Genomic DNA, 17,742 nt, shown 5'->3' on the forward strand with positions numbered 1-17,742 from the left:
GATTATGTTCGATGCTGTTGTCTATATTGGACACGGAAGTCGAAGGCAAGAAGGTAATCAACAATTTATACACTATATTCAATCTGTAATCAAAGAGATTCCTATTCAAAAACAAGAATATGCATTTTTAGAACTAGTTGAGCCAACTATTCAACAAACTTTGGAAAAAATGATCGTAGAAGGTGCGAGAAATATAGTAGTTGTACCAGTATTATTATTTGCAGCTGGACATTATAAACGCGATATTCCAGTCGAATTAAATCGTATTTTAAAACGATTTTCACATGTAAATATTACGATAACTGAGCCATTTGGTATTCATGAAAAAATGATTCAGCTTGTTCAAAAGCGTGTACAAGCTGCATGTGGAACTAGTAACGCTGCAATCATTTTAGTAGGTCGTGGAAGTAGCGACAAAGACCCAATCGAAATGCTTCAACAAATTGGAAATGCTGTTGAGTCGCGAATTAATGTCCCTGTTCGCGTAGCTTTTTTAACCGCGGGTAATCCAAAATTAGAAGATACCATTAAAAATATGAGTAAAGAATTTAAACGTATTTTTGTAATGCCATATTTATTATTTACAGGATTACTTCTTGAAAAAATTAAGAAACGAATTTCCAATGAAAATGAAAAATTTTATCTATGTGAGAATTTACAGTTCGATGAATTGATGAGCCATGCACTGATCGAGCGAATTCAAGAGAAGCTTAAAATCTAAATATCGGGTGATCAATATGAAAGAAGTTATTAATTCAATTGGGAATATAGCCATCGCGAAGACAAACCAAATCAAAGAAAGTAAATCAAGATATATGGTTCCTACAATGATGGCAGGATTTTTTGTAGGATTAGGTATTATTTTAATCTTTACGATTGGTGGATTACTCGCACCAACTAGTTTTGCTGGTACGAAAATTATAATGGGTGTTTCATTTGGGATTGCCTTAAGTTTAGTCATTATGGCAGGAGCGGATTTATTTACCGGAAATAATATGATTATGTCTATAGGTATGTTAGAAAAAAAAGTTAATTGGATTGATACTACGAAAGTATGGGGATATAGCTATTTAGGAAATTTATTTGGCTCGGTATTAGTGGCGTTATTATTTGCTTATTCAGGGCTAGCTAATGGTGGTGTGGCAGATTTTATTAATAATGAGCCTCAGCAAAAATGAATGCACCATTTATGGAATTACTAGTACGTGGAATTCTTTGTAATATACTTGTTTGTTTAGCGCTGTGGTGTTCATTCAAAATGAAATCTGAAACAGGAAAATTAATCATGGTATTTTGGTGCCTGTTTGCATTTATTACTTCAGGGTTGAACATAGTATTGCAAACATGACCTTATTATCAATCTCATTACTTATTAAACATCCAGAAACAGTAACACTAGCCGGAATGGTTTCGAATCTAGTTCCGGTTACACTTGGAAATATTATTGGCGGTAGTTTATTTGTTGGAGCAGCTTACTGGGTTTCAAGTTCTGGTGCAATAAATAAAAAAGTTTCAAATGATAAAATAAATGATAATAAAGTTGCATCTTAATTAAATCTACTCTAAAACAACATAAAACTAAAAGAAACAATCTTGGATTATAAATCTAAATAGGTTGTTTCTTTTTTTAGGAACTTTGATCATTCCTTCTGGTAAAATATAGTAATAATAAGGGGGCGTAAAAATGGGATATATAGAAGAGTTAAGGAGTATTGTTGGACATAGACCTTTAATATTTGTAGGCGCAGTTTCAATCATCATTGACCAATCCGGTAGATTATTATTACAACTTCGAAAATTTCCAAATGGATATTGGGGAATACCAGGTGGACTGATGGAGTTAGGGGAATCAACTGAAGATGTTGCCAAGAGAGAAGTTTTTGAAGAGACGGGACTAATTGTGGATCATTTGAATTTAATAAATGTTTATTCAGGACCACAAAACTTCGTTAAAGCTGAAAACGGAGATGAATTTTTCGTAATTACTGTTGCTTATTATACAGAAGATTATAAAGGAATATTAAGTGTTAATGATTCGGAATCTATTAAATTTGAGTTCTTTTATCCAAATGAACTACCAAATAATATTGTGAAAAGTCACAAGGTTATTTTAAATGAATTTTTAACAAAATTTTACCCTGAATTGGGGTACGAATGACCAACGTCAAATAGCAAGTAAAACAAGAAGAGCGAATTCAAATTATTTTCGGTAAAAGAAATAAAATAGGTCGAGGAAAGTTCTTATTTTTTATTTTGAAGAAATGTTCATAGTTTACTAGGAATTTATTGGAAAAAATAGAATAAATAAAATAAAGTAGAATTAGAGTTTATGGGGTGACTAATTTGGCTAAAACAGTGCATTGCGATCGGTGTTTAAAGGAAATTAGGATCAGGGGAGATCTCGTTACTGCTACGATGTTTTTTCAAGTCGTTCCTTATCATGAGGATTGTTATGCAAAAGATTTAAAAGGTGCCAAAACACTTTTTCTAAACAATCAACCAATTAATGGTTTTTCTGGGAACTTTTTAACATTACTAGCATTTGCGGTTTTTATCGCTTCATTTTTTATTGATGATAATTCTATGATCTATTTATCAGTTTTAGCGCTGATCGCAATATTGTATCGACTATATTCATTTTTTATTTTTGAAAGACATCTAGAGAAGTAGAAGTATTGATTGAAGATGAAACTGCTAAAGTAGTCATTTGGTGGGAAGTTTAAATAAATAGTGAAATAAAAGAAAAAACTCTGATTGACAGAGTTTTTTCTTTTTATTTACCAAAGTTTCCAGCGAATTGCATTACAACTGCTTTAACTTCTTCAAGTTTATCAGGCTTTAATAAAGTAATCATCTTAGGAACAAATTGTTGAACTTCTTCTAATGAAAAAGTACCTTCATCTTGTTTTCTGAAGTTTTCTAAAAGAATTTCCCTTGCTTCATCTTCCTTACCCTCTTGAACTCTTTGTAAAATGAAATTTAAAAACATTTCTTGACCTTGCTTGTCCATTCTTGTTGCCTCCTATAAATAATTTATACAACCATAAGGTGTTATTTAAATTATAACACCTTATGGTTGTATGTCAATTTTATTTTTCGGTGAATCATTCTTCGTTATTTATTAGCCTTTTTATAAAAATTTATTATCTATTTTTGAAAATGAGACATATTACCGGCTTTATGTTATTTAAATGAATATTAATTAATTGAAAAAATGCTATAATTTTTTATGGAAGATGATGGAACCTAAAAGTTTAATATAAGGGTGGTAATCGCAATTAATAAGAAAAAAGTAGCAGTATCTTTTAGCGGTAAAGATTCAACTTTGGCATTGCATGATCTTTTGCATTCTGATGAATTTGAAGTAGTCGTACTAATCGCATCAGTAACCGAAGGATTTAATCGGACGAGCATTCATGGAGTGAGGGTTGAATTATTGGAGGCACAAGCAGATTCAATCGGTCTTCCATTAAAGAAAATTTGGATTCCAGAAAATTGTTCTAATCAAAAATATCAAGAAATAATGACTAAGGTTAATTTAGAGCTAAAGGAACAAGGGATTGAATATATTGCATTTGGTGATTTATTTCTTGAAGACGTACGAAAGTATCGAGAGGATATGCTTAAACCAATAGGAATTAAGCCAATTTTTCCTTTATGGGGTGAAGCTACGACAAATGTGATCGAACGCTTTATTTCTTTAGGTTATAAAACGATTATTACATGTGTTGATTTAACGAGATTATCAGAAGAATTTTCTGGTAAAGAAATAGATTATCATTTAATCAACGATCTTCCAAAAGAAGTTGATCCTTGTGGTGAAAATGGAGAATACCATTCATTTGTATTTGATGGACCTATTTTTAATAATCCTATTCATTTTAACATTGGAGAAAAGAAGCTAACTGCTGATGTTTATTCAGGAGAAACAAGATTTTGTTATACAGATTTAGTTCTAGTATGAAGTTTCGTTTTAAGTAATTGAATGGAAATTATAAAAAAATAGACTGTTAAATTGAAACAGTCTATTTTTTATATTTGAAAGGTTTAAATAGCAAGTTGATAAACTTAAGTATATTTGTCTTTACTATTTTTTCAAATTAGGTCCCCAAGGCGGCTCTGCTCCTGCATCCATTGTAATATTTTGTTTCGATAAGCCGATTTGCTTTGCATAATCATCTAACATTTCAAATACGGTTAACCGATGATATGAACCATTAGTAAATTGTGGTTCATTTCTCCTTTTTGGATCCACAATCATCAGTGATACCGAATCTTTAGCCATATGATCATTGAATTCATTGATTGGCACACTAAAGTCAATCTGTTCATTATATCCGTTAGCTACAGCGATAACAGTAACCTCTCCCATTTGCTTCTTCGTAAAACGAGGATCCTTCATCACTGTTACATTTATTTTTGCAATTCCTTTTGAATCAGTTAATTCAGTACCTAAAACTTTACCTAATGAATTGATTACAATAATCCTAGCGCCTTTAATCGGTTGACCAGATTCTCCTGAGGGGTCTGCTGCTGGGCTTACTTGGACTGTAAGTGTTGCAGAAACTTCATTTAACTTTTCTGCTAGCGCTAAATGCGAAGAACTAAAAAAAATGAATGTGCTCAAAATGGTAGTAATACATATTTTATTCATTTATTCACACCGGACCTTGTGTAATTTTTTACTTTAGTTTAAGTTGAATTACTCAAAACTATACTTTTAAAAATGTTTGAAGCCATAGATAATACCATTGTATTTGAAGTATTATTAATGACCGAAGACAGTACAAGGAAATGCTAAAAAAATGTCGAATTTCAAAGATAGGTAAAAAATGTTGAAAAGGGAGTGATGCCAAATGATAACGAACTTATACTTAGTAAGACATGCTCATTCAACTTATACTCCTGATGAAATGGGCCGACCATTATCTAAAAGAGGTTTTACTGATGCAAATATAGTTACTAAACTACTATTAAATGAAAAGATTGACTACGTTATTTCAAGTCCATATAAACGTGCAATTCAAACAGTTGAAGAGATAGCCATGTCATTAAATTTAGACATTATAATAGAAGAAAATTTTAAAGAGCGACTCCTATCACTAGAGCCTGTCCTGGATTTTGAAAAAGTAATAAGAGAAGTTTGGATGGACTTTAAGCGTTCGTTGAATGGTGGAGAGTCAAATTATACGGCTCAAAAAAGAGGATTGGAAACAATAAACAATCTATTAAAAAATTATTCGGGTAAAAACATTGTTATTGGTACACATGGAAATTTGATGGTGCTAATTATGAATTATTTTGATCAAAAATATGATTTTAATTTTTGGAATGAACTTGCTATGCCGAATATTTATAAATTAACCTTTGAAGGTGAATCTTTAGTTGAAGTGAAAAGAATATGGAATTAATGTACGTACACTTCTAATAGTTTGATTAGAGGTATTAAATGTAAAAAGGAGAGTTAGAGTTTTATACTGATATTCTACTAAAAAATGCATTATTAGAATACGTTGAAAGAAGTAGATGATGCTTTATTTTTCAGGAAATTAACGAATCGTATAATTAGAGGTGGTATAATATTTCTAAGTTTGTTCTATTGTTAAGTGGATAGGACTTTATGAAAAACAGTTTTAGAAAAACACAAGTGAGGATCACGCATGTTAGAATTCAATGGAAAACACAATAATGGAAAAATACTACTTGATTATGTTGATACAAATGTCATTACACGATTAAAAACAATCTTGGATACTGAATGCTTTGCGAATTCAAACATTGTTGTCATGCCAGACTGCCATATATCTAGTGGAGGTGTCATGGTAGGTTTTACGATGACGTTGAATGATTTTATTATCCCTTCAATCGTCGGTGTAGATATTGGATGTGGAGTTAGTGCATACCATCTAGGGCGAATGAAATCTATAAAGAGTGAAAAACTTGATAAGTTCATCCGAAAACAGATCCCGATTGGTTCAAATATCCATGAGGAACCTGTGTTTGAGCCGGAAGAGATTGCTGAAGCGATTGAGAGACTTAATCTGAACTATATGTATGTAATGAACAGTATTGCAACGTTAGGTTCTGGAAATCACTTTATAGAAATAGATAAAGATGAGAATAATCATTTTTGGCTTGTCATCCATACAGGTTCAAGAAATTTTGGATTTGAAATAGCAAAACATCATATAAATGTTGCTAAAGAAAATATGAAACAATTATTCGGAGAAAGTTACAAAGGATTCGAATATTTATCCAAACAAGAAGACAAAGATGCATATTTAAGAGATTTATCAATTGCTCAACATTTTGCTTCGTTAAATAGAGAAACGATTGCTAAAATCATCATTGAAAAATATTTTAAACTCGATTTTGATTCGATTAAAAAAATTGAATCAGTACATAATTATATTGACCTTCAAAACAATATTCTAAGAAAAGGTGCAATTTCAGCTCGTGAAGGTGAAGAAATAATTATCCCATTTAATATGGCGTATGGTTGTGTTGTAGGGAAAGGTAAAAGTTCAAGTGACTACAATTATTCAGCACCACACGGGGCAGGCCGAATTATGAGCCGAACAGACGCAGTCCATAAAGTCGACCTAGATGTTTATCAAAAAGCAATGAAGGGTGTTTATACTACATCAGTCAACAAGCATACAGTCGATGAATCACCAATGGTATATAAAAAGCCTAAATTAATATTAGAAAATATTACGGAACAGATTGAGATCGATTTTTTTATGAAACCGGTATATAATCTTAAGGCTGACAAATAACCTCTCTATTTTGAGAGGTTCACGCTGAAAAAAACAACCTTGTCAATTAACTTACCAAATTTTCATAAAGGAGTAGAGTGATGTTGATTTCCACTACAGGATGCTCGCTTTCCATGGGGCGAGATTCTTTAGCCTCCTCGGCGAGCCTACGGGGTCTCAGCCTTCCCGCTTATCCCATAGGAGTCGAGCACCCCTTTCGTTCCAATCAACTTATTCATCAAAAAGAAGTCTGCAATAAAAACTAATCAAATAGCCTTTATTTAGCGTATCCTATCAGTTGTTTATTAATTTGTAGGTCAATTAAGATCGAACATTAATACTCTGAACTTCTCTATTTTGAGAGGTTTTTTTAAAAGAAAATATTAGCCAATTAAGTTCTTTCTCCCCATTATCAGTATAAAATTATATAAATTTACTTATTTGACACTTAATCTTTTACATAATGGGGGATTACTATGCTGAATAAGTTTAAGAGGTTTTTAGTAGTACTTCTCTTTTTTGTTCTGTATCTTGGCTTGTCGTTGTTGGTTGGAAATTTTCTTTGGAGATTAGTAGTTGATTCGATTAGATAAGTGGAAAAATTAAAGGGTTTTGGTACTTTTCCTTTGAATATAATTCATAAAGGAGAGTGGAATAAATTTGGTGAAAATTTGTTTGATTATTGGTGCAATTTTTATACTTATTTCTGGAATACTCATAGGTGCGTTTCAAGCTCCAGAACAACAAAGAGTTGTGAAAGATGATTTATTTAAGTTAGGGCACTTAAATAAAGATCAAATCTCCATATGGTCAGGCGTTATTGGCATTTTTTTTATAAGTATTGGAGGACTAGTTTACTATATTAAATAATTTTTTCTTACTTAATTCAACCATAATTCAAATAGTTTACTAGCTTTGAACGTAATCGACATTTTTGTCGATTTTTTTTATTGTGATTATTTCAAAGTAGGTCAATATGATTATTAGTAGGGGCATAAATTAAATGAAGTAGAAATTATATTTGTTGTGGCTATTATTAGGAGGTGCAAAATTGAAGATCGTTTTTTTTAGAAATCTCAATAAAATTGAAACATATGCAGCAAATCGAAAACAAATAAGGTTGAATCTTCCTAGTAAAGAAGAGGCCAGTGTTATATTTGGCCTAACAAGAAAGTTTGAATTTGATAATCGTTGTGCAAGACCACCACAAATTAGCGGTACCGTTGTAGCTTCGGTTACTTGTAATAGAGACAAGGATATTCGAATTTATTTCTATCCAATCTCGCAAACTATTTATCCAGAGAAGGCAAAATCCCAATTTCATAATGATGTATTACCTAAACTTAAGAAATGGATTGATCATCAAGTGTCAAAACCCGAGACTGCAGTTTTAGGGATAGAAGAATTTATAATTGAATGGAATGGAAAAAGTCATCAATTCCACCAAATTAAATTTTTATAAAACAGTTTTTAAAGACGGTTAAGTTAAAATACCGTCTTTTTTATTTTATGTTATAAATAACTCCTTAAAAACTTAAATAACATAATTAAATTAAGTTTTTTAAGTTTTGTTATAGAAATACTTAGATTAATTATATATAATAGCTTTAGAATTATATTTAGGAAATAGATAAAGGGGCTCTAAACGATGTATCAAGAACAAAGATTAACTTTGATAATAAAGTATTTGGCTTCAAATAGTGAGATTACTTTAGAAGAAATATGTACGATGCTTAGCGTTTCAAAGGATACAGCAAGGAGAGATCTTGTCAAACTAGAAGAACGCGGGGAAATTATTCGAATTAAAGGTGGAGCAACACTTCCAACTAGTAATCGAAATTTAACCGATTATAAAGAAAGAACTGCAACGGAAGGCAAAGAAAAAATTGCGCAAAGAGCAGCAATACTTATACGGGAAACTAGTGACTTATTGATGGATACATCTTCAACTTGTGCACTCATGTCGAAATTTATGTCGAATAAACAAGTCAATGTGATTACAAATTCAATTGATATAGTTGATTTATTAGGTGAGTATGAAGAAATTCAAACCTTTATGCTACCAGGAAAATTTAATCGAAAAAATAGAAATTTAGTTGGACCTAGGACAATTGAAACACTTAATGATTACAAAGTTGATCAGCTATTTCTTGGTGCTTGTGGAATTAGCACAGACGGAATAACTTCACCTGATGAAGAGGAAGCGTTTTTAAAGAAAAAAATGATCAGTTGTGCAAAACAAGTAGTTCTATTGGCAGATCATACAAAGTTCGAAAAAGTTTTTCTGCACAAGGTATGTGATATGAAGGGGATCGACATCATTATTACAGATAAAGATCCAGATGAAGAATTTAAAAGAAAAATAATCGAATTCAATATTCATTTAATTAGTTTAGAAGAAGAGGAAAGTGAGAGGGTTTCGGATGAAAAAAATTAAGGTTGGTTTAGTTGGATATGGTTTTTCAGGAGCTACGTTCCATGCACCATTTATTAGCGTTCTAGATGAATTTGAATTAACTAAAGTTGTTAGTTCAAAAAAGGAAGATGTCCAAAGAGATTTAGGAGATGTTCATGTAGTAAGTAGTTTAGATGATGTATTAAAAGATAAATTGATTGATTTAGTTGTCATTACTACGCCAAGTGGAATGCATTATGAAATGGCAAAACAAAGCTTAGAATCTGGTAAACATGTAATATTAGAAAAACCGATGGTAGTGGAAACATGGGAAGCAGAAGAGCTAATTAAGATAGCTGAAGAAAAGAATTTACTACTTAGCGTTTACCATAACAGAAGATGGGATAACGACTTTTTAACAGTTAAAAAGTTAATAAATGAAGGTGTATTAGGAGAAATCAATACATATCAAGTTCACTTTGACAGATATAGACCAGAAGTAAGAAATCGATGGAGAGAAAAGCAAGGTCCTGGTTCTGGCATGTTATACGATTTAGGTTCACATTTAATTGATCAAGCTTTAAGCCTTTTTGGACAACCTCAATTCATCTTTGCGGATGTATTTGCACAAAGAGAAAATGCAGAAACAGATGATTATTTCCATATCATCCTAGGTTATGACAAACTACGTGTTATATTGCACTCTGGTTCCATCATTCCAAGTAACGGACCGCGTTTTCAAGTTCATGGAAACAAGGGTAGCTTTATAAAGTATGGTATAGATGGACAAGAAACTGCACTAAAAGAAGGTAAAAAGCCTACTGAACAAAAATGGGGAACGGATGAACCACATTTCTATGGAAAGCTCTATACTGTTGACGGCGAAAAAGAAATGGAAGAAACGATTGAAACAATACCAGGTTCGTATACAACATATTACAAGAAAATTGCTGAAAGTATTTTAAATGGTTGCGATGCTCCCGTTACAGGTATAGAAGGCTTATTTGTTATTAAAATAATTGAAGCAGCACTTAAAAGTAGCGAAGAAAAGAAAGTAATCTATCTTTAATTTGGGGGTCGTATGGAAGAGATAACTATTCAACAAAAACTTGAAGTGGTAAAAAAACAAGAAGAGAATCTAATCTTTAAAAGTTTTTCAAACAAAAATGCTTTAGAAATTGGTTTGTTACTGATTGAAGCAGCTAAAGAGTTTGATAAACCAGTTGCTATAAATATTTTGAAAAATGGTCAAAGCGTTTTTCATTATGCAATGGATCATACATCACCAGATCAAGATTTATGGATCAAGCGAAAAGCTAATATTGTTCTCCGTCATCATTGCAGCTCTTATTATATGAGACTTTACAATGAGATGAAAAATAGATCATATAATGAATTTTACTCGGCCAGTCCGTCTGAGTTTGCTGCACATGGAGGGGCATTTCCTATTAAAATTGAAGGATCTGGCGTAATTGGTGTCATTACGGTTTCAGGCTTAGCTCAAGAGGATGATCATAATTTGATAGTTGAGGCATTAGCTAAATTCCTGAATAAAAGGATTTAATTTTAAAGATTAGTTAAAAAATAATGTATTAAGTGATTTACTTTAACGGTTGTAAAATTAACTGAGGGCAAATTAGTTTTAATGGTATTATCGGACATAATTTGCCAAATCAATGATAAGTTAATTCAATTTCACAAGGAAAAAGGTAGATAGAAAGGGAATTATTTCATAGATCAGATTAAATAAAGGAGAAAAGGCTATGAGTAAATCATTTATTGAACAAGTACATTATATAAGAATTCCTGTAAATGATTTAAAACTGTCTGCTAGGTGGTATAGAGATGTATTAGGGCTGCAGTTAGTAAACAATAATGAGGAACTTGCGATTTTAAAAGTAAATGAAGGACCTTTCTTACTTATCTTAGTTCCTACTGAAGATGAAACATTTGTACATTTTACAATTGATAATGAACAAGCATTTAGCATTGGCTTTACAAGTCCAGAATTATCTAAATTTCATCAACACTTAATTGATCATCAAGTTAAGGTAGAGGAAATAAAAGAAGATAACGGTCATGCCTTTTTCCACTTTTATGACCCAAATGGTAATAAACTTCAAGTACACTGGTAAGATTATATAAATTAATTAGCTTATTTCATTTTCGAGTGTTTTACTGAATAAGAAAGGGGAACGTCTAAATCAGACGTTTCCATATTTTTTGCCTGAAAAACAATAATACTATTTAACAAAGCCAACATCAAAGGAGCCGAAATTTCGGCTTCTTTTTTAAATGAGTCATGATCAACACTAATTGATATAGTTTAAGTTCATTGAAAAAAAGGGATTCAATACCATCACATCGAATATTAAAAAGCTATTCGTGCGAACAAGCCATTACGAGAATCCTTTAACAAACGAAGATATTCGTCTATCAAAGTTTATTAGAATCTTTACTTTCTTAATTGTTTGATTGCCAATTTAATTCTGAGGAAAAATCAATACATAAGGTGGGTCAGTAGTGAACATTAGAGAAATCAAACTAGTGGATGCGGAAAATTTTGCAAAATTATTAACAGAAGTTGAAAACAAGGCAGATTTTATGCTTTATGGACCAGGAGAAAGGAATATAACAACTGATAAACAACGTAAACAGTTAGAAGTTATTGAAAAATCCCCAAATTCAACTATATTTGTTGCGGAAGAAACTTCTGGCAAGTTAGTCGGCTATGCTTTTGCAATTGGGAGTACTGCAAAAAGGAAAAAACATTCCGTCTATCTTGTCATTGGAATTTTAAAGGAATTTTCAGGTAAGGGAATTGGGACAAAATTATTTCAAGCAATAGAAGAATGGGCTATTAATCATAGTATATTCAGATTAGAATTAACTGTTGTAAAACAGAATGAAGCAGCAGTTGGTTTATATAAAAAGATGGGTTATCAAATCGAAGGAACAAAAATAAATTCCTTACTAATAGATGGTAAAAGCTTTGATGAATATTATATGGCTAAGATATTATAATGACTAATGGTTTTGCTGGAGTGAATTTCAATGATTATTAGAAAAAACAGTAAAGATCTATTCATAATTTTAAGTTAGAGTTAAGTTGAAAAATTTTAAAGAATAGGTGAATTTTTTTCAAAAAATTACCATTTTCATTTTCCTTTCATAATTGTATGGGATTATAAATTGTATTTAAATTACATATGAAAGGGAATGATATTTTAATGTCAAATGCAAAAAAAGTTTTAAAGTCGTCAGTTAGTAAAATTCCACAGTTGACCTTTTTGTTTTGGATTATGAAGATTGCAGCGACAACACTAGGAGAAACAGGGAGTGATTTAGTTACTGTACCTGGAACAGAGGATAATTATTTAACTCCATTTCTGTTTTTCGTGGGAGTATTTGCTGTCTTTTTAATCATTCAATTATTTGTTAAGAGATATGTACCATCTGTCTATTGGACTGTTATTCTATCAACTAGTCTTGCGGGAACAGCATTTTCTGATTATATGGATCGCTCATTAGGGTTAGGTTATATGAAAGGCTCACTCATACTAATAAGTTTGCTAGCTATCATTTTTATCTTTTGGTATTTTACAGAGCCAACTTTAAATGTGAAAAAAATTGAAACAAAACGAGTTGAAGTTTTATATTGGATTGCTATTCTTGTATCTAATACATTAGGGACTGCAGCAGGTGATTTTTTATCGCATAAAGCTGATGGAGTAAGTACGTTAGCAGGTGGTGGTAACTATCTAGAACAAGGATTAGGACTAACTATAGCCGAGGGGGCTATGCTAACAGGTGGCTTAATTTTATTAATTCTTTTAGCATATAAGTTTACAAATTTAAATAGAGTATTTTTATTTTGGATAGCGTTCGTGTTGACAAGACCGTTTGGAGCAACATTCGGAGATTTCCTAATTAAACCTCAAGAAAAAGGCGGATTAGGGTTAGAGAACGGAACACAAATCGCATCTGCAATTTTATTGGGTGTTCTTATAGTTTGTATAATCATCCAGTTTGTAACAAATAAAACACAATTAAACACATCGAAAATGAATGAATCTGATATTCAAGTAAGTTAATTTCTTTTAAAGTTTAGATAATAGGAGAGTGAGAGGTAAGTAGATAACGAACCCCTCACTCTCCTTATTATTATTTTAGAAGAAAAAAGCTGCCAAAGCAGCTTGAATTAATATTTATAATGTTATTTAATCTCTTTTAAATCTAGCCATTCAGAATATGTCAAAATGTTTAGTTCATCTTTTTTACTTACGACATAATTAACAATCGTTTTAAACTTTTCTGGATCAAAATTCATTTGAGCTTTGTCAGCTTTTTTTTCAAATCTATGATTCGTAAATACAATTGATTGTTTCGTCTTAATTGCTAAATCAATTTGATCTTTAACCCATGAAATGTCGGTACTAGGAAGTAAATTAATCGTACGGACTTCATATTTTTTGATATTGTTTGTTTGTATTCCATCCTTAATGGTACGAGCACTTCGATAATGTTCTTCCTGCAAAGTTTTCAAGGTATCTTGATTAAAAGACCCATATGGATAAACTGCGATATTACTTGCTCTTGTAAAACAGTGTTGATCAAGCCATTTACGTGCATCGTTTAATTCACTTTTTTGTTCTTGTTTTTTTAAACTTGCTAAATGTCGATGTGTATTAGTATGATTCATTAAATCCCAACCAGAACGATATAAAGTATTTAATTGACTTAATGACATGTATCCTTCAGTACCTATTTTCGAAGGAATGACAGCAATACTTCCTTTTACATCATTATCCTTTAGGATTTTAAAACCTTTCGTAAATTGCGTTTCCCATCCATCATCCATTGTAAAAATAATGTTAGCTTTATTTTTGTTTTTTTGTATTTCTTGTGGTGTTTGAACTTTACTTTGCAAATTTTTACAATTAGTAGTTTGCACCAAATTATTTTGTGGTTTAGACTCTGACAAATAAGATGCGCTACTTTTCATAAACGGATATGCTATCAAAAATGATGAAATTAGAACAGCATATACGATAACAAGTTTTTTATCCAACGTTCTTCATTCCTTTATCCTTTTCTAACTCATAAATCCTTCCGGATCGTGAAACTTTGTTCCAATCATTACGGTTTATAAAATAGGAAATAGTTCCAAATAGCACAAAAAATAATGTTACAAAACGATAGACAAATAAGTCTAAAATAATTGTAACCGTCAATCTGATCTTTTCTTTGCCTTTAAATTTAACGCCATAATAATTAGCCAAATACATAGCAAATAGACTATAAATAAAATTTAAAGATACAACTCCAAGCAGATAGAATAATAGTAGATTTTGAGCATGTCCTATATTTGTAAACAACATATAACCAAAATTAAAAAGCGTAAAATAGATAGCAACTGTACCTAATATAAAAGAATCGATTAGCATAAAGAAAGAAACGGTGCGAAATAAAAAGGTCTTTATAAGCATCGGAAAATAATAAATGACACAATCAATAAATGCCTTTTGCCAACGAATTCTCTGTTTAAATAAATCCTTCCACGTTTCTGGACACTCTGTATAGCATACAGCATTGGGTACAAAAACCATTCTCTTACCAGGATTTTTTAAAATGTATTGTTGGAATTTTAATGTAATGTCGATATCTTCACCTAAAGTCTTTCTATATCCACCAACTTTAAATAAAATCTTTCTATTAAAAACCCCGAATGCCCCGGAAATAACGGATAGTGCATCGAATTTCGCAAGTGAAACTCGATTAATATAGAATCCTTTTATGAACTCAAAAATTTGAAATCGAATGACATGATTAACCGATAAAGTACGCTCGATATTTTTTTCATTAAATTGGACACCTTGAAGAGGGTGCACCATTCCTCCTGCTGCTAATACATCTGGATCTTGGAAAACTTCATTCAAAACATGCAATGCGTCGTTTGCAAGAATACTATCTGCATCTAAAGTTACGACTAATTCATTTTTTGAATATTCGATTCCAGCGTTTAAAGCGTCATGTTTTCCACCATTTACTTTGTCAATTACGTAGACATTAGGGTAAATAGTCGATTTATAAAAGTTATTGATTTTATTACTCTTTAACTGATTTGATATTTTTCGCTCTTCTGGTGAAAGACGAAGAAGTTTATGCAAAATTTTCATGGTTTCATCTTGTGATCCATCGTTAATATAAATAACTTCTTTTGCTGAGTAATCTAATCTATTAATACCTTTTATAGCTGTTTCAATAATGCTTTCTTCGTTAAAACATGGTATGAGTATGCTAATGCTTTTATTAGATCGTACAATGTTTTGTTTTCGTTTCTTACGATTATAAAAGATTGGAAGTGCATTAATCATATGTAATATTGGGAAGAAGGTACATAAGAAAAGGGTGAGTATTGTAACAAATTGCATAATTAAATCTCCTTAAAACTTGTATTGTTATGAAAGATAATAATCAATTAGACATAACAAAATTAGATTTCTACTTTGATTATTTTAACGAGATTTTGGTTTATTTAATATGTTATTTTTTGAACAATTTATTTCAAAATGAATACTAACAATACAAATATTAAAATGTTTTATATATGAGAGGGAATTTCACATACCGTATTAAGTTTAGAATTAAATTAAGATACTTGAATTGATAGAAAAAGAAGGGGGTTATTGCTTAAAATTGCACTAATCTCTAAATGGGGGATTATTATTATGAAGGTGACATCGTTTTTAAAATGTATTTCCTTGTAGTGTATGACGAAAAACATCTATCATCTAGAAAATTGGTTATATGTATCAGTGGATTAAAGAGAATTAAAACCAATACGAGAAATTAATTAAGATAATAAACAAAACAGCCGAAAACCTAAATTCGATTCAGCTGTTTTGTTATACGTTATTTTAAATGAATATAAGTATTATCTAACAAATAATCCTACAATTGTTCCTGTTAAAACTGAACCTAGCGTAGCAACTAATAATACTTTTAATCCAAATTTTGCAAAAAGCTCTGATTGTTTTTTATCAATTGCAGCAATTGCACCATATATAATACCAATGGATGAAAAGTTAGCAAATGATACTAAGAATGATGACACAATCGCAACAGTTTTTGTTGATAAATTAGGAATGATTTTTTGGAAATCAAGCATTGCGACAAACTCATTTGCAGCGACTTTTGTACCCATAATTGATCCGGAACGTACTAATTCATCTGTTGGTATACCCATGATAAAAGCAACAGGTGCAAAAACATATCCTAAAATTTCAGTAAATGTCATTCCGATAATCGAATTGAATACGAAATTAATCATTGCAAGTAAACCAATGTAGGTTATTAACATTGCACCTACAATTAAGGCAACTTTACCACCATCAAGTGCACCGTTACCGATGGCTTCAAATAATGACTTTTCTTTAATCATTTCTTTGACATTAATATCTTCATCTTGTTCTGATGTAACAGGACATGCCATTGAAGAAAGAATTAAACCAGAGAACACATTGATTGGTAGTGCAACTAGTACATATTCAGGGGGGATCATTTGCATATATGCACCTAAGATCGAACAAGATACCGCAACTAACGAAGATGTAACGACAACAAATAATCGGTTAGGTGTTAGTTTATGTAATTCAGTTTTAACAGAAAGAATTGCTGTTGTATCACCGAATACCATACTATTTACAGCAACGAATGACTCAATCTTTGGTAATCCTGTAACTTTTGCAACTGCACCACCGATATACTTAATTGCTAATGGTAGTATTCTTGTGTAAGTCAAAATTGATAATAATGAAGATACGAATATGATCATCATTAAAACATTAATCCAGAAATAACCCTTTGTCGATAAATCACCGAATACAAATGAAATACCTTCATTACCAAAAGATAAAACTTTATTAAAGAAGGAGACGATCTTTTGTAAAACTGTTCTTCCAATTGAGGTTTTTAGCATAAACCAAGCTAAAATCAATTGAACCACTAACATGATGGCAACAGCTTTATAGTTAATGTTCTTTTTATCATTAGACATTAGCCAACAAATAATAAGTATCAAGATAATGCCAATGATTGCGAAAATATATGACATTTATTTTCCTCCAAACTACAAAATCGTAGAATAATTTCTAATTTGCAATCTTATTGTTTCCAATCAATATAAAAATATCATTAAATAAAGTAAGGTTTATTTATATAAATAGCTGAACTAATTTCATGCCACCCCACACACCTATAATCCCACATATTGCTGAAAATACAGGTGGTGCCGGAATTGGTAATTTAATGAGAGTAAATACAACTCCAACAATTAAACCTGCGATTAAGCTCATAATTATTTCATGCATATTTACAAACTCCTTTTGTTCAACACTTTTTTTGTATTACGATTGATACTTAACTAACTGACGATAGCCAATCTTCTCTGTTAATAGGGTATTATCCCCAAAATTCATAGCTAATACAAATTACTCCACTAAAGTAAACTTTTTTTCAAATCCAATGGTTGGTAGGTAAAAAGAATGTTATTAAAGAATATATTTGTAAAGAAAATTTTAAATCTTG

Annotated in this window: 21 protein-coding genes and 1 pseudogene; 16 read left to right on the top strand and 6 right to left on the bottom strand. The window is 31.0% G+C overall.

From position 1 onward, the window contains the following. Nucleotides 1–4 precede the first annotated feature (4 nt). From BM319_RS02545 to BM319_RS02560, 5 genes and pseudogenes are all read left to right on the top strand, one after another. Nucleotides 5–721 (top strand): sirohydrochlorin chelatase, encoded by a 717-nt coding sequence (locus tag BM319_RS02545; RefSeq protein ID WP_091021216.1) that lies wholly within the window; start codon nucleotides 5–7, stop codon nucleotides 719–721. Nucleotides 722–737: 16 nt separating this feature from the next. Beyond that, entirely contained in the window at nucleotides 738–1,178 is a 441-nt protein-coding gene (locus BM319_RS25200; protein WP_353615536.1) for a formate/nitrite transporter family protein, read from the top strand. 11 nt (nucleotides 1,179–1,189) lie between these two features. Then, nucleotides 1,190–1,551, top strand: a pseudogene (locus tag BM319_RS25205) (formate/nitrite transporter family protein). A 133-nt stretch (nucleotides 1,552–1,684) separates the two neighbouring features. Further along, nucleotides 1,685–2,158 carry an NUDIX hydrolase gene (locus BM319_RS02555; RefSeq protein ID WP_091021217.1) on the top strand — a complete coding sequence of 158 codons (474 nt, stop codon included), beginning with the start codon at nucleotides 1,685–1,687 and terminating at the stop codon, nucleotides 2,156–2,158. A 185-nt stretch (nucleotides 2,159–2,343) separates the two neighbouring features. After that, nucleotides 2,344–2,670, top strand: a complete 327-nt coding sequence (locus BM319_RS02560) for a hypothetical protein (RefSeq protein ID WP_139226470.1) — start codon at nucleotides 2,344–2,346, stop codon at nucleotides 2,668–2,670. A 103-nt stretch (nucleotides 2,671–2,773) separates the two neighbouring features. Here BM319_RS02560 and BM319_RS02565 read toward each other — a convergent pair whose 3' ends face one another. Then, nucleotides 2,774–3,010, bottom strand: a complete 237-nt coding sequence (locus tag BM319_RS02565; RefSeq protein ID WP_069032177.1) for a hypothetical protein — start codon at nucleotides 3,008–3,010, stop codon at nucleotides 2,774–2,776. Between the two features lie 255 nt (nucleotides 3,011–3,265). Between BM319_RS02565 and BM319_RS02570 the strand changes: the two genes are divergently transcribed. Continuing rightward, nucleotides 3,266–3,964, top strand: a complete 699-nt coding sequence (locus BM319_RS02570; RefSeq protein WP_175403432.1) for a Dph6-related ATP pyrophosphatase — start codon at nucleotides 3,266–3,268, stop codon at nucleotides 3,962–3,964. A gap of 123 nt (nucleotides 3,965–4,087) precedes the next feature. Here BM319_RS02570 and BM319_RS02575 read toward each other — a convergent pair whose 3' ends face one another. Then, nucleotides 4,088–4,654 carry a hypothetical protein gene (locus BM319_RS02575; protein ID WP_091021220.1) on the bottom strand — a complete coding sequence of 189 codons (567 nt, stop codon included), beginning with the start codon at nucleotides 4,652–4,654 and terminating at the stop codon, nucleotides 4,088–4,090. Nucleotides 4,655–4,856: 202 nt separating this feature from the next. Between BM319_RS02575 and BM319_RS02580 the strand changes: the two genes are divergently transcribed. The 10 genes from BM319_RS02580 to BM319_RS02625 all read left to right on the top strand — a co-directional run bounded on the left by BM319_RS02580 (nucleotide 4,857) and on the right by BM319_RS02625 (nucleotide 13,247). After that, nucleotides 4,857–5,411 carry a histidine phosphatase family protein gene (locus BM319_RS02580; RefSeq protein WP_091021221.1) on the top strand — a complete coding sequence of 185 codons (555 nt, stop codon included), beginning with the start codon at nucleotides 4,857–4,859 and terminating at the stop codon, nucleotides 5,409–5,411. A gap of 249 nt (nucleotides 5,412–5,660) precedes the next feature. Beyond that, the gene (locus BM319_RS02585) at nucleotides 5,661–6,779 is read left to right on the top strand and encodes an RtcB family protein (protein WP_091021222.1); all 1,119 of its coding nucleotides are present in this window, start codon (nucleotides 5,661–5,663) and stop codon (nucleotides 6,777–6,779) included. A gap of 639 nt (nucleotides 6,780–7,418) precedes the next feature. Beyond that, nucleotides 7,419–7,628 (top strand): hypothetical protein, encoded by a 210-nt coding sequence (locus BM319_RS02590; RefSeq protein ID WP_091021223.1) that lies wholly within the window; start codon nucleotides 7,419–7,421, stop codon nucleotides 7,626–7,628. Nucleotides 7,629–7,809: 181 nt separating this feature from the next. Next, nucleotides 7,810–8,220 (top strand): hypothetical protein, encoded by a 411-nt coding sequence (locus BM319_RS02595; RefSeq protein WP_069032181.1) that lies wholly within the window; start codon nucleotides 7,810–7,812, stop codon nucleotides 8,218–8,220. A 186-nt stretch (nucleotides 8,221–8,406) separates the two neighbouring features. Further along, complete coding sequence (locus BM319_RS02600; protein WP_091021224.1) at nucleotides 8,407–9,195, top strand: DeoR/GlpR family DNA-binding transcription regulator; 789 nt, start codon at nucleotides 8,407–8,409, stop codon at nucleotides 9,193–9,195. Then, nucleotides 9,182–10,222: an oxidoreductase gene (locus tag BM319_RS02605; protein WP_091021225.1), complete on the top strand. Its 1,041-nt coding sequence runs from the start codon at nucleotides 9,182–9,184 to the stop codon at nucleotides 10,220–10,222. The genes BM319_RS02600 and BM319_RS02605 overlap by 14 nt, the downstream gene beginning before the upstream one ends. A gap of 12 nt (nucleotides 10,223–10,234) precedes the next feature. Continuing rightward, entirely contained in the window at nucleotides 10,235–10,717 is a 483-nt protein-coding gene (locus BM319_RS02610) for a heme-degrading domain-containing protein (protein ID WP_069032184.1), read from the top strand. A 199-nt stretch (nucleotides 10,718–10,916) separates the two neighbouring features. Next, the gene (locus tag BM319_RS02615; RefSeq protein WP_091021226.1) at nucleotides 10,917–11,288 is read left to right on the top strand and encodes a VOC family protein; all 372 of its coding nucleotides are present in this window, start codon (nucleotides 10,917–10,919) and stop codon (nucleotides 11,286–11,288) included. 388 nt (nucleotides 11,289–11,676) lie between these two features. Beyond that, nucleotides 11,677–12,177 (top strand): GNAT family N-acetyltransferase, encoded by a 501-nt coding sequence (locus BM319_RS02620; RefSeq protein ID WP_091021227.1) that lies wholly within the window; start codon nucleotides 11,677–11,679, stop codon nucleotides 12,175–12,177. A gap of 206 nt (nucleotides 12,178–12,383) precedes the next feature. After that, complete coding sequence (locus BM319_RS02625) at nucleotides 12,384–13,247, top strand: COG4705 family protein (protein ID WP_069032187.1); 864 nt, start codon at nucleotides 12,384–12,386, stop codon at nucleotides 13,245–13,247. A gap of 122 nt (nucleotides 13,248–13,369) precedes the next feature. Here the strand turns inward: BM319_RS02625 and BM319_RS02630 are convergent, their stop codons facing one another. The 4 genes from BM319_RS02630 to BM319_RS02645 form a co-directional block, all read right to left on the bottom strand. Next, a complete protein-coding gene (locus BM319_RS02630; RefSeq protein ID WP_069032188.1) occupies nucleotides 13,370–14,224 on the bottom strand; it encodes a polysaccharide deacetylase family protein in 855 nt (284 codons plus the stop codon). After that, the gene (locus BM319_RS02635; RefSeq protein ID WP_091021228.1) at nucleotides 14,217–15,587 is read right to left on the bottom strand and encodes a glycosyltransferase family 2 protein; all 1,371 of its coding nucleotides are present in this window, start codon (nucleotides 15,585–15,587) and stop codon (nucleotides 14,217–14,219) included. Before BM319_RS02635 ends, BM319_RS02630 begins: the two co-directional genes overlap by 8 nt. Before the next feature lie 503 nt (nucleotides 15,588–16,090). After that, the gene (locus BM319_RS02640) at nucleotides 16,091–17,269 is read right to left on the bottom strand and encodes a NupC/NupG family nucleoside CNT transporter (protein ID WP_091021229.1); all 1,179 of its coding nucleotides are present in this window, start codon (nucleotides 17,267–17,269) and stop codon (nucleotides 16,091–16,093) included. Between the two features lie 100 nt (nucleotides 17,270–17,369). Further along, on the bottom strand, nucleotides 17,370–17,525 hold the full coding sequence (locus BM319_RS02645; RefSeq protein WP_025671048.1) for a XapX domain-containing protein: 156 nt from the start codon (nucleotides 17,523–17,525) through the stop codon (nucleotides 17,370–17,372). Between the last annotated feature and the right edge of the window lie 217 nt (nucleotides 17,526–17,742).

This window comes from Bacillus sp. UNCCL81 (assembly GCF_900112535.1).
Taxonomy (GTDB): domain Bacteria; phylum Bacillota; class Bacilli; order Bacillales; family Bacillaceae_G; genus Gottfriedia; species Gottfriedia luciferensis_B.

Coding starts and splice junctions, on each gene's coding strand:
- BM319_RS02545 (WP_091021216.1), top strand. CDS start 5: ATGTTCGATGCTGTTGTCTATATTGGACACGGAAGTCGAAGGCAAGAA.
- BM319_RS25200 (WP_353615536.1), top strand. CDS start 738: ATGAAAGAAGTTATTAATTCAATTGGGAATATAGCCATCGCGAAGACA.
- BM319_RS02555 (WP_091021217.1), top strand. CDS start 1,685: ATGGGATATATAGAAGAGTTAAGGAGTATTGTTGGACATAGACCTTTA.
- BM319_RS02565 (WP_069032177.1), bottom strand. CDS start 3,010: ATGGACAAGCAAGGTCAAGAAATGTTTTTAAATTTCATTTTACAAAGA.
- BM319_RS02575 (WP_091021220.1), bottom strand. CDS start 4,654: ATGAATAAAATATGTATTACTACCATTTTGAGCACATTCATTTTTTTT.
- BM319_RS02580 (WP_091021221.1), top strand. CDS start 4,857: ATGATAACGAACTTATACTTAGTAAGACATGCTCATTCAACTTATACT.
- BM319_RS02585 (WP_091021222.1), top strand. CDS start 5,661: ATGTTAGAATTCAATGGAAAACACAATAATGGAAAAATACTACTTGAT.
- BM319_RS02600 (WP_091021224.1), top strand. CDS start 8,407: ATGTATCAAGAACAAAGATTAACTTTGATAATAAAGTATTTGGCTTCA.
- BM319_RS02605 (WP_091021225.1), top strand. CDS start 9,182: ATGAAAAAAATTAAGGTTGGTTTAGTTGGATATGGTTTTTCAGGAGCT.
- BM319_RS02610 (WP_069032184.1), top strand. CDS start 10,235: ATGGAAGAGATAACTATTCAACAAAAACTTGAAGTGGTAAAAAAACAA.
- BM319_RS02615 (WP_091021226.1), top strand. CDS start 10,917: ATGAGTAAATCATTTATTGAACAAGTACATTATATAAGAATTCCTGTA.
- BM319_RS02625 (WP_069032187.1), top strand. CDS start 12,384: ATGTCAAATGCAAAAAAAGTTTTAAAGTCGTCAGTTAGTAAAATTCCA.
- BM319_RS02635 (WP_091021228.1), bottom strand. CDS start 15,587: ATGCAATTTGTTACAATACTCACCCTTTTCTTATGTACCTTCTTCCCA.
- BM319_RS02640 (WP_091021229.1), bottom strand. CDS start 17,269: ATGTCATATATTTTCGCAATCATTGGCATTATCTTGATACTTATTATT.
- BM319_RS02645 (WP_025671048.1), bottom strand. CDS start 17,525: ATGCATGAAATAATTATGAGCTTAATCGCAGGTTTAATTGTTGGAGTT.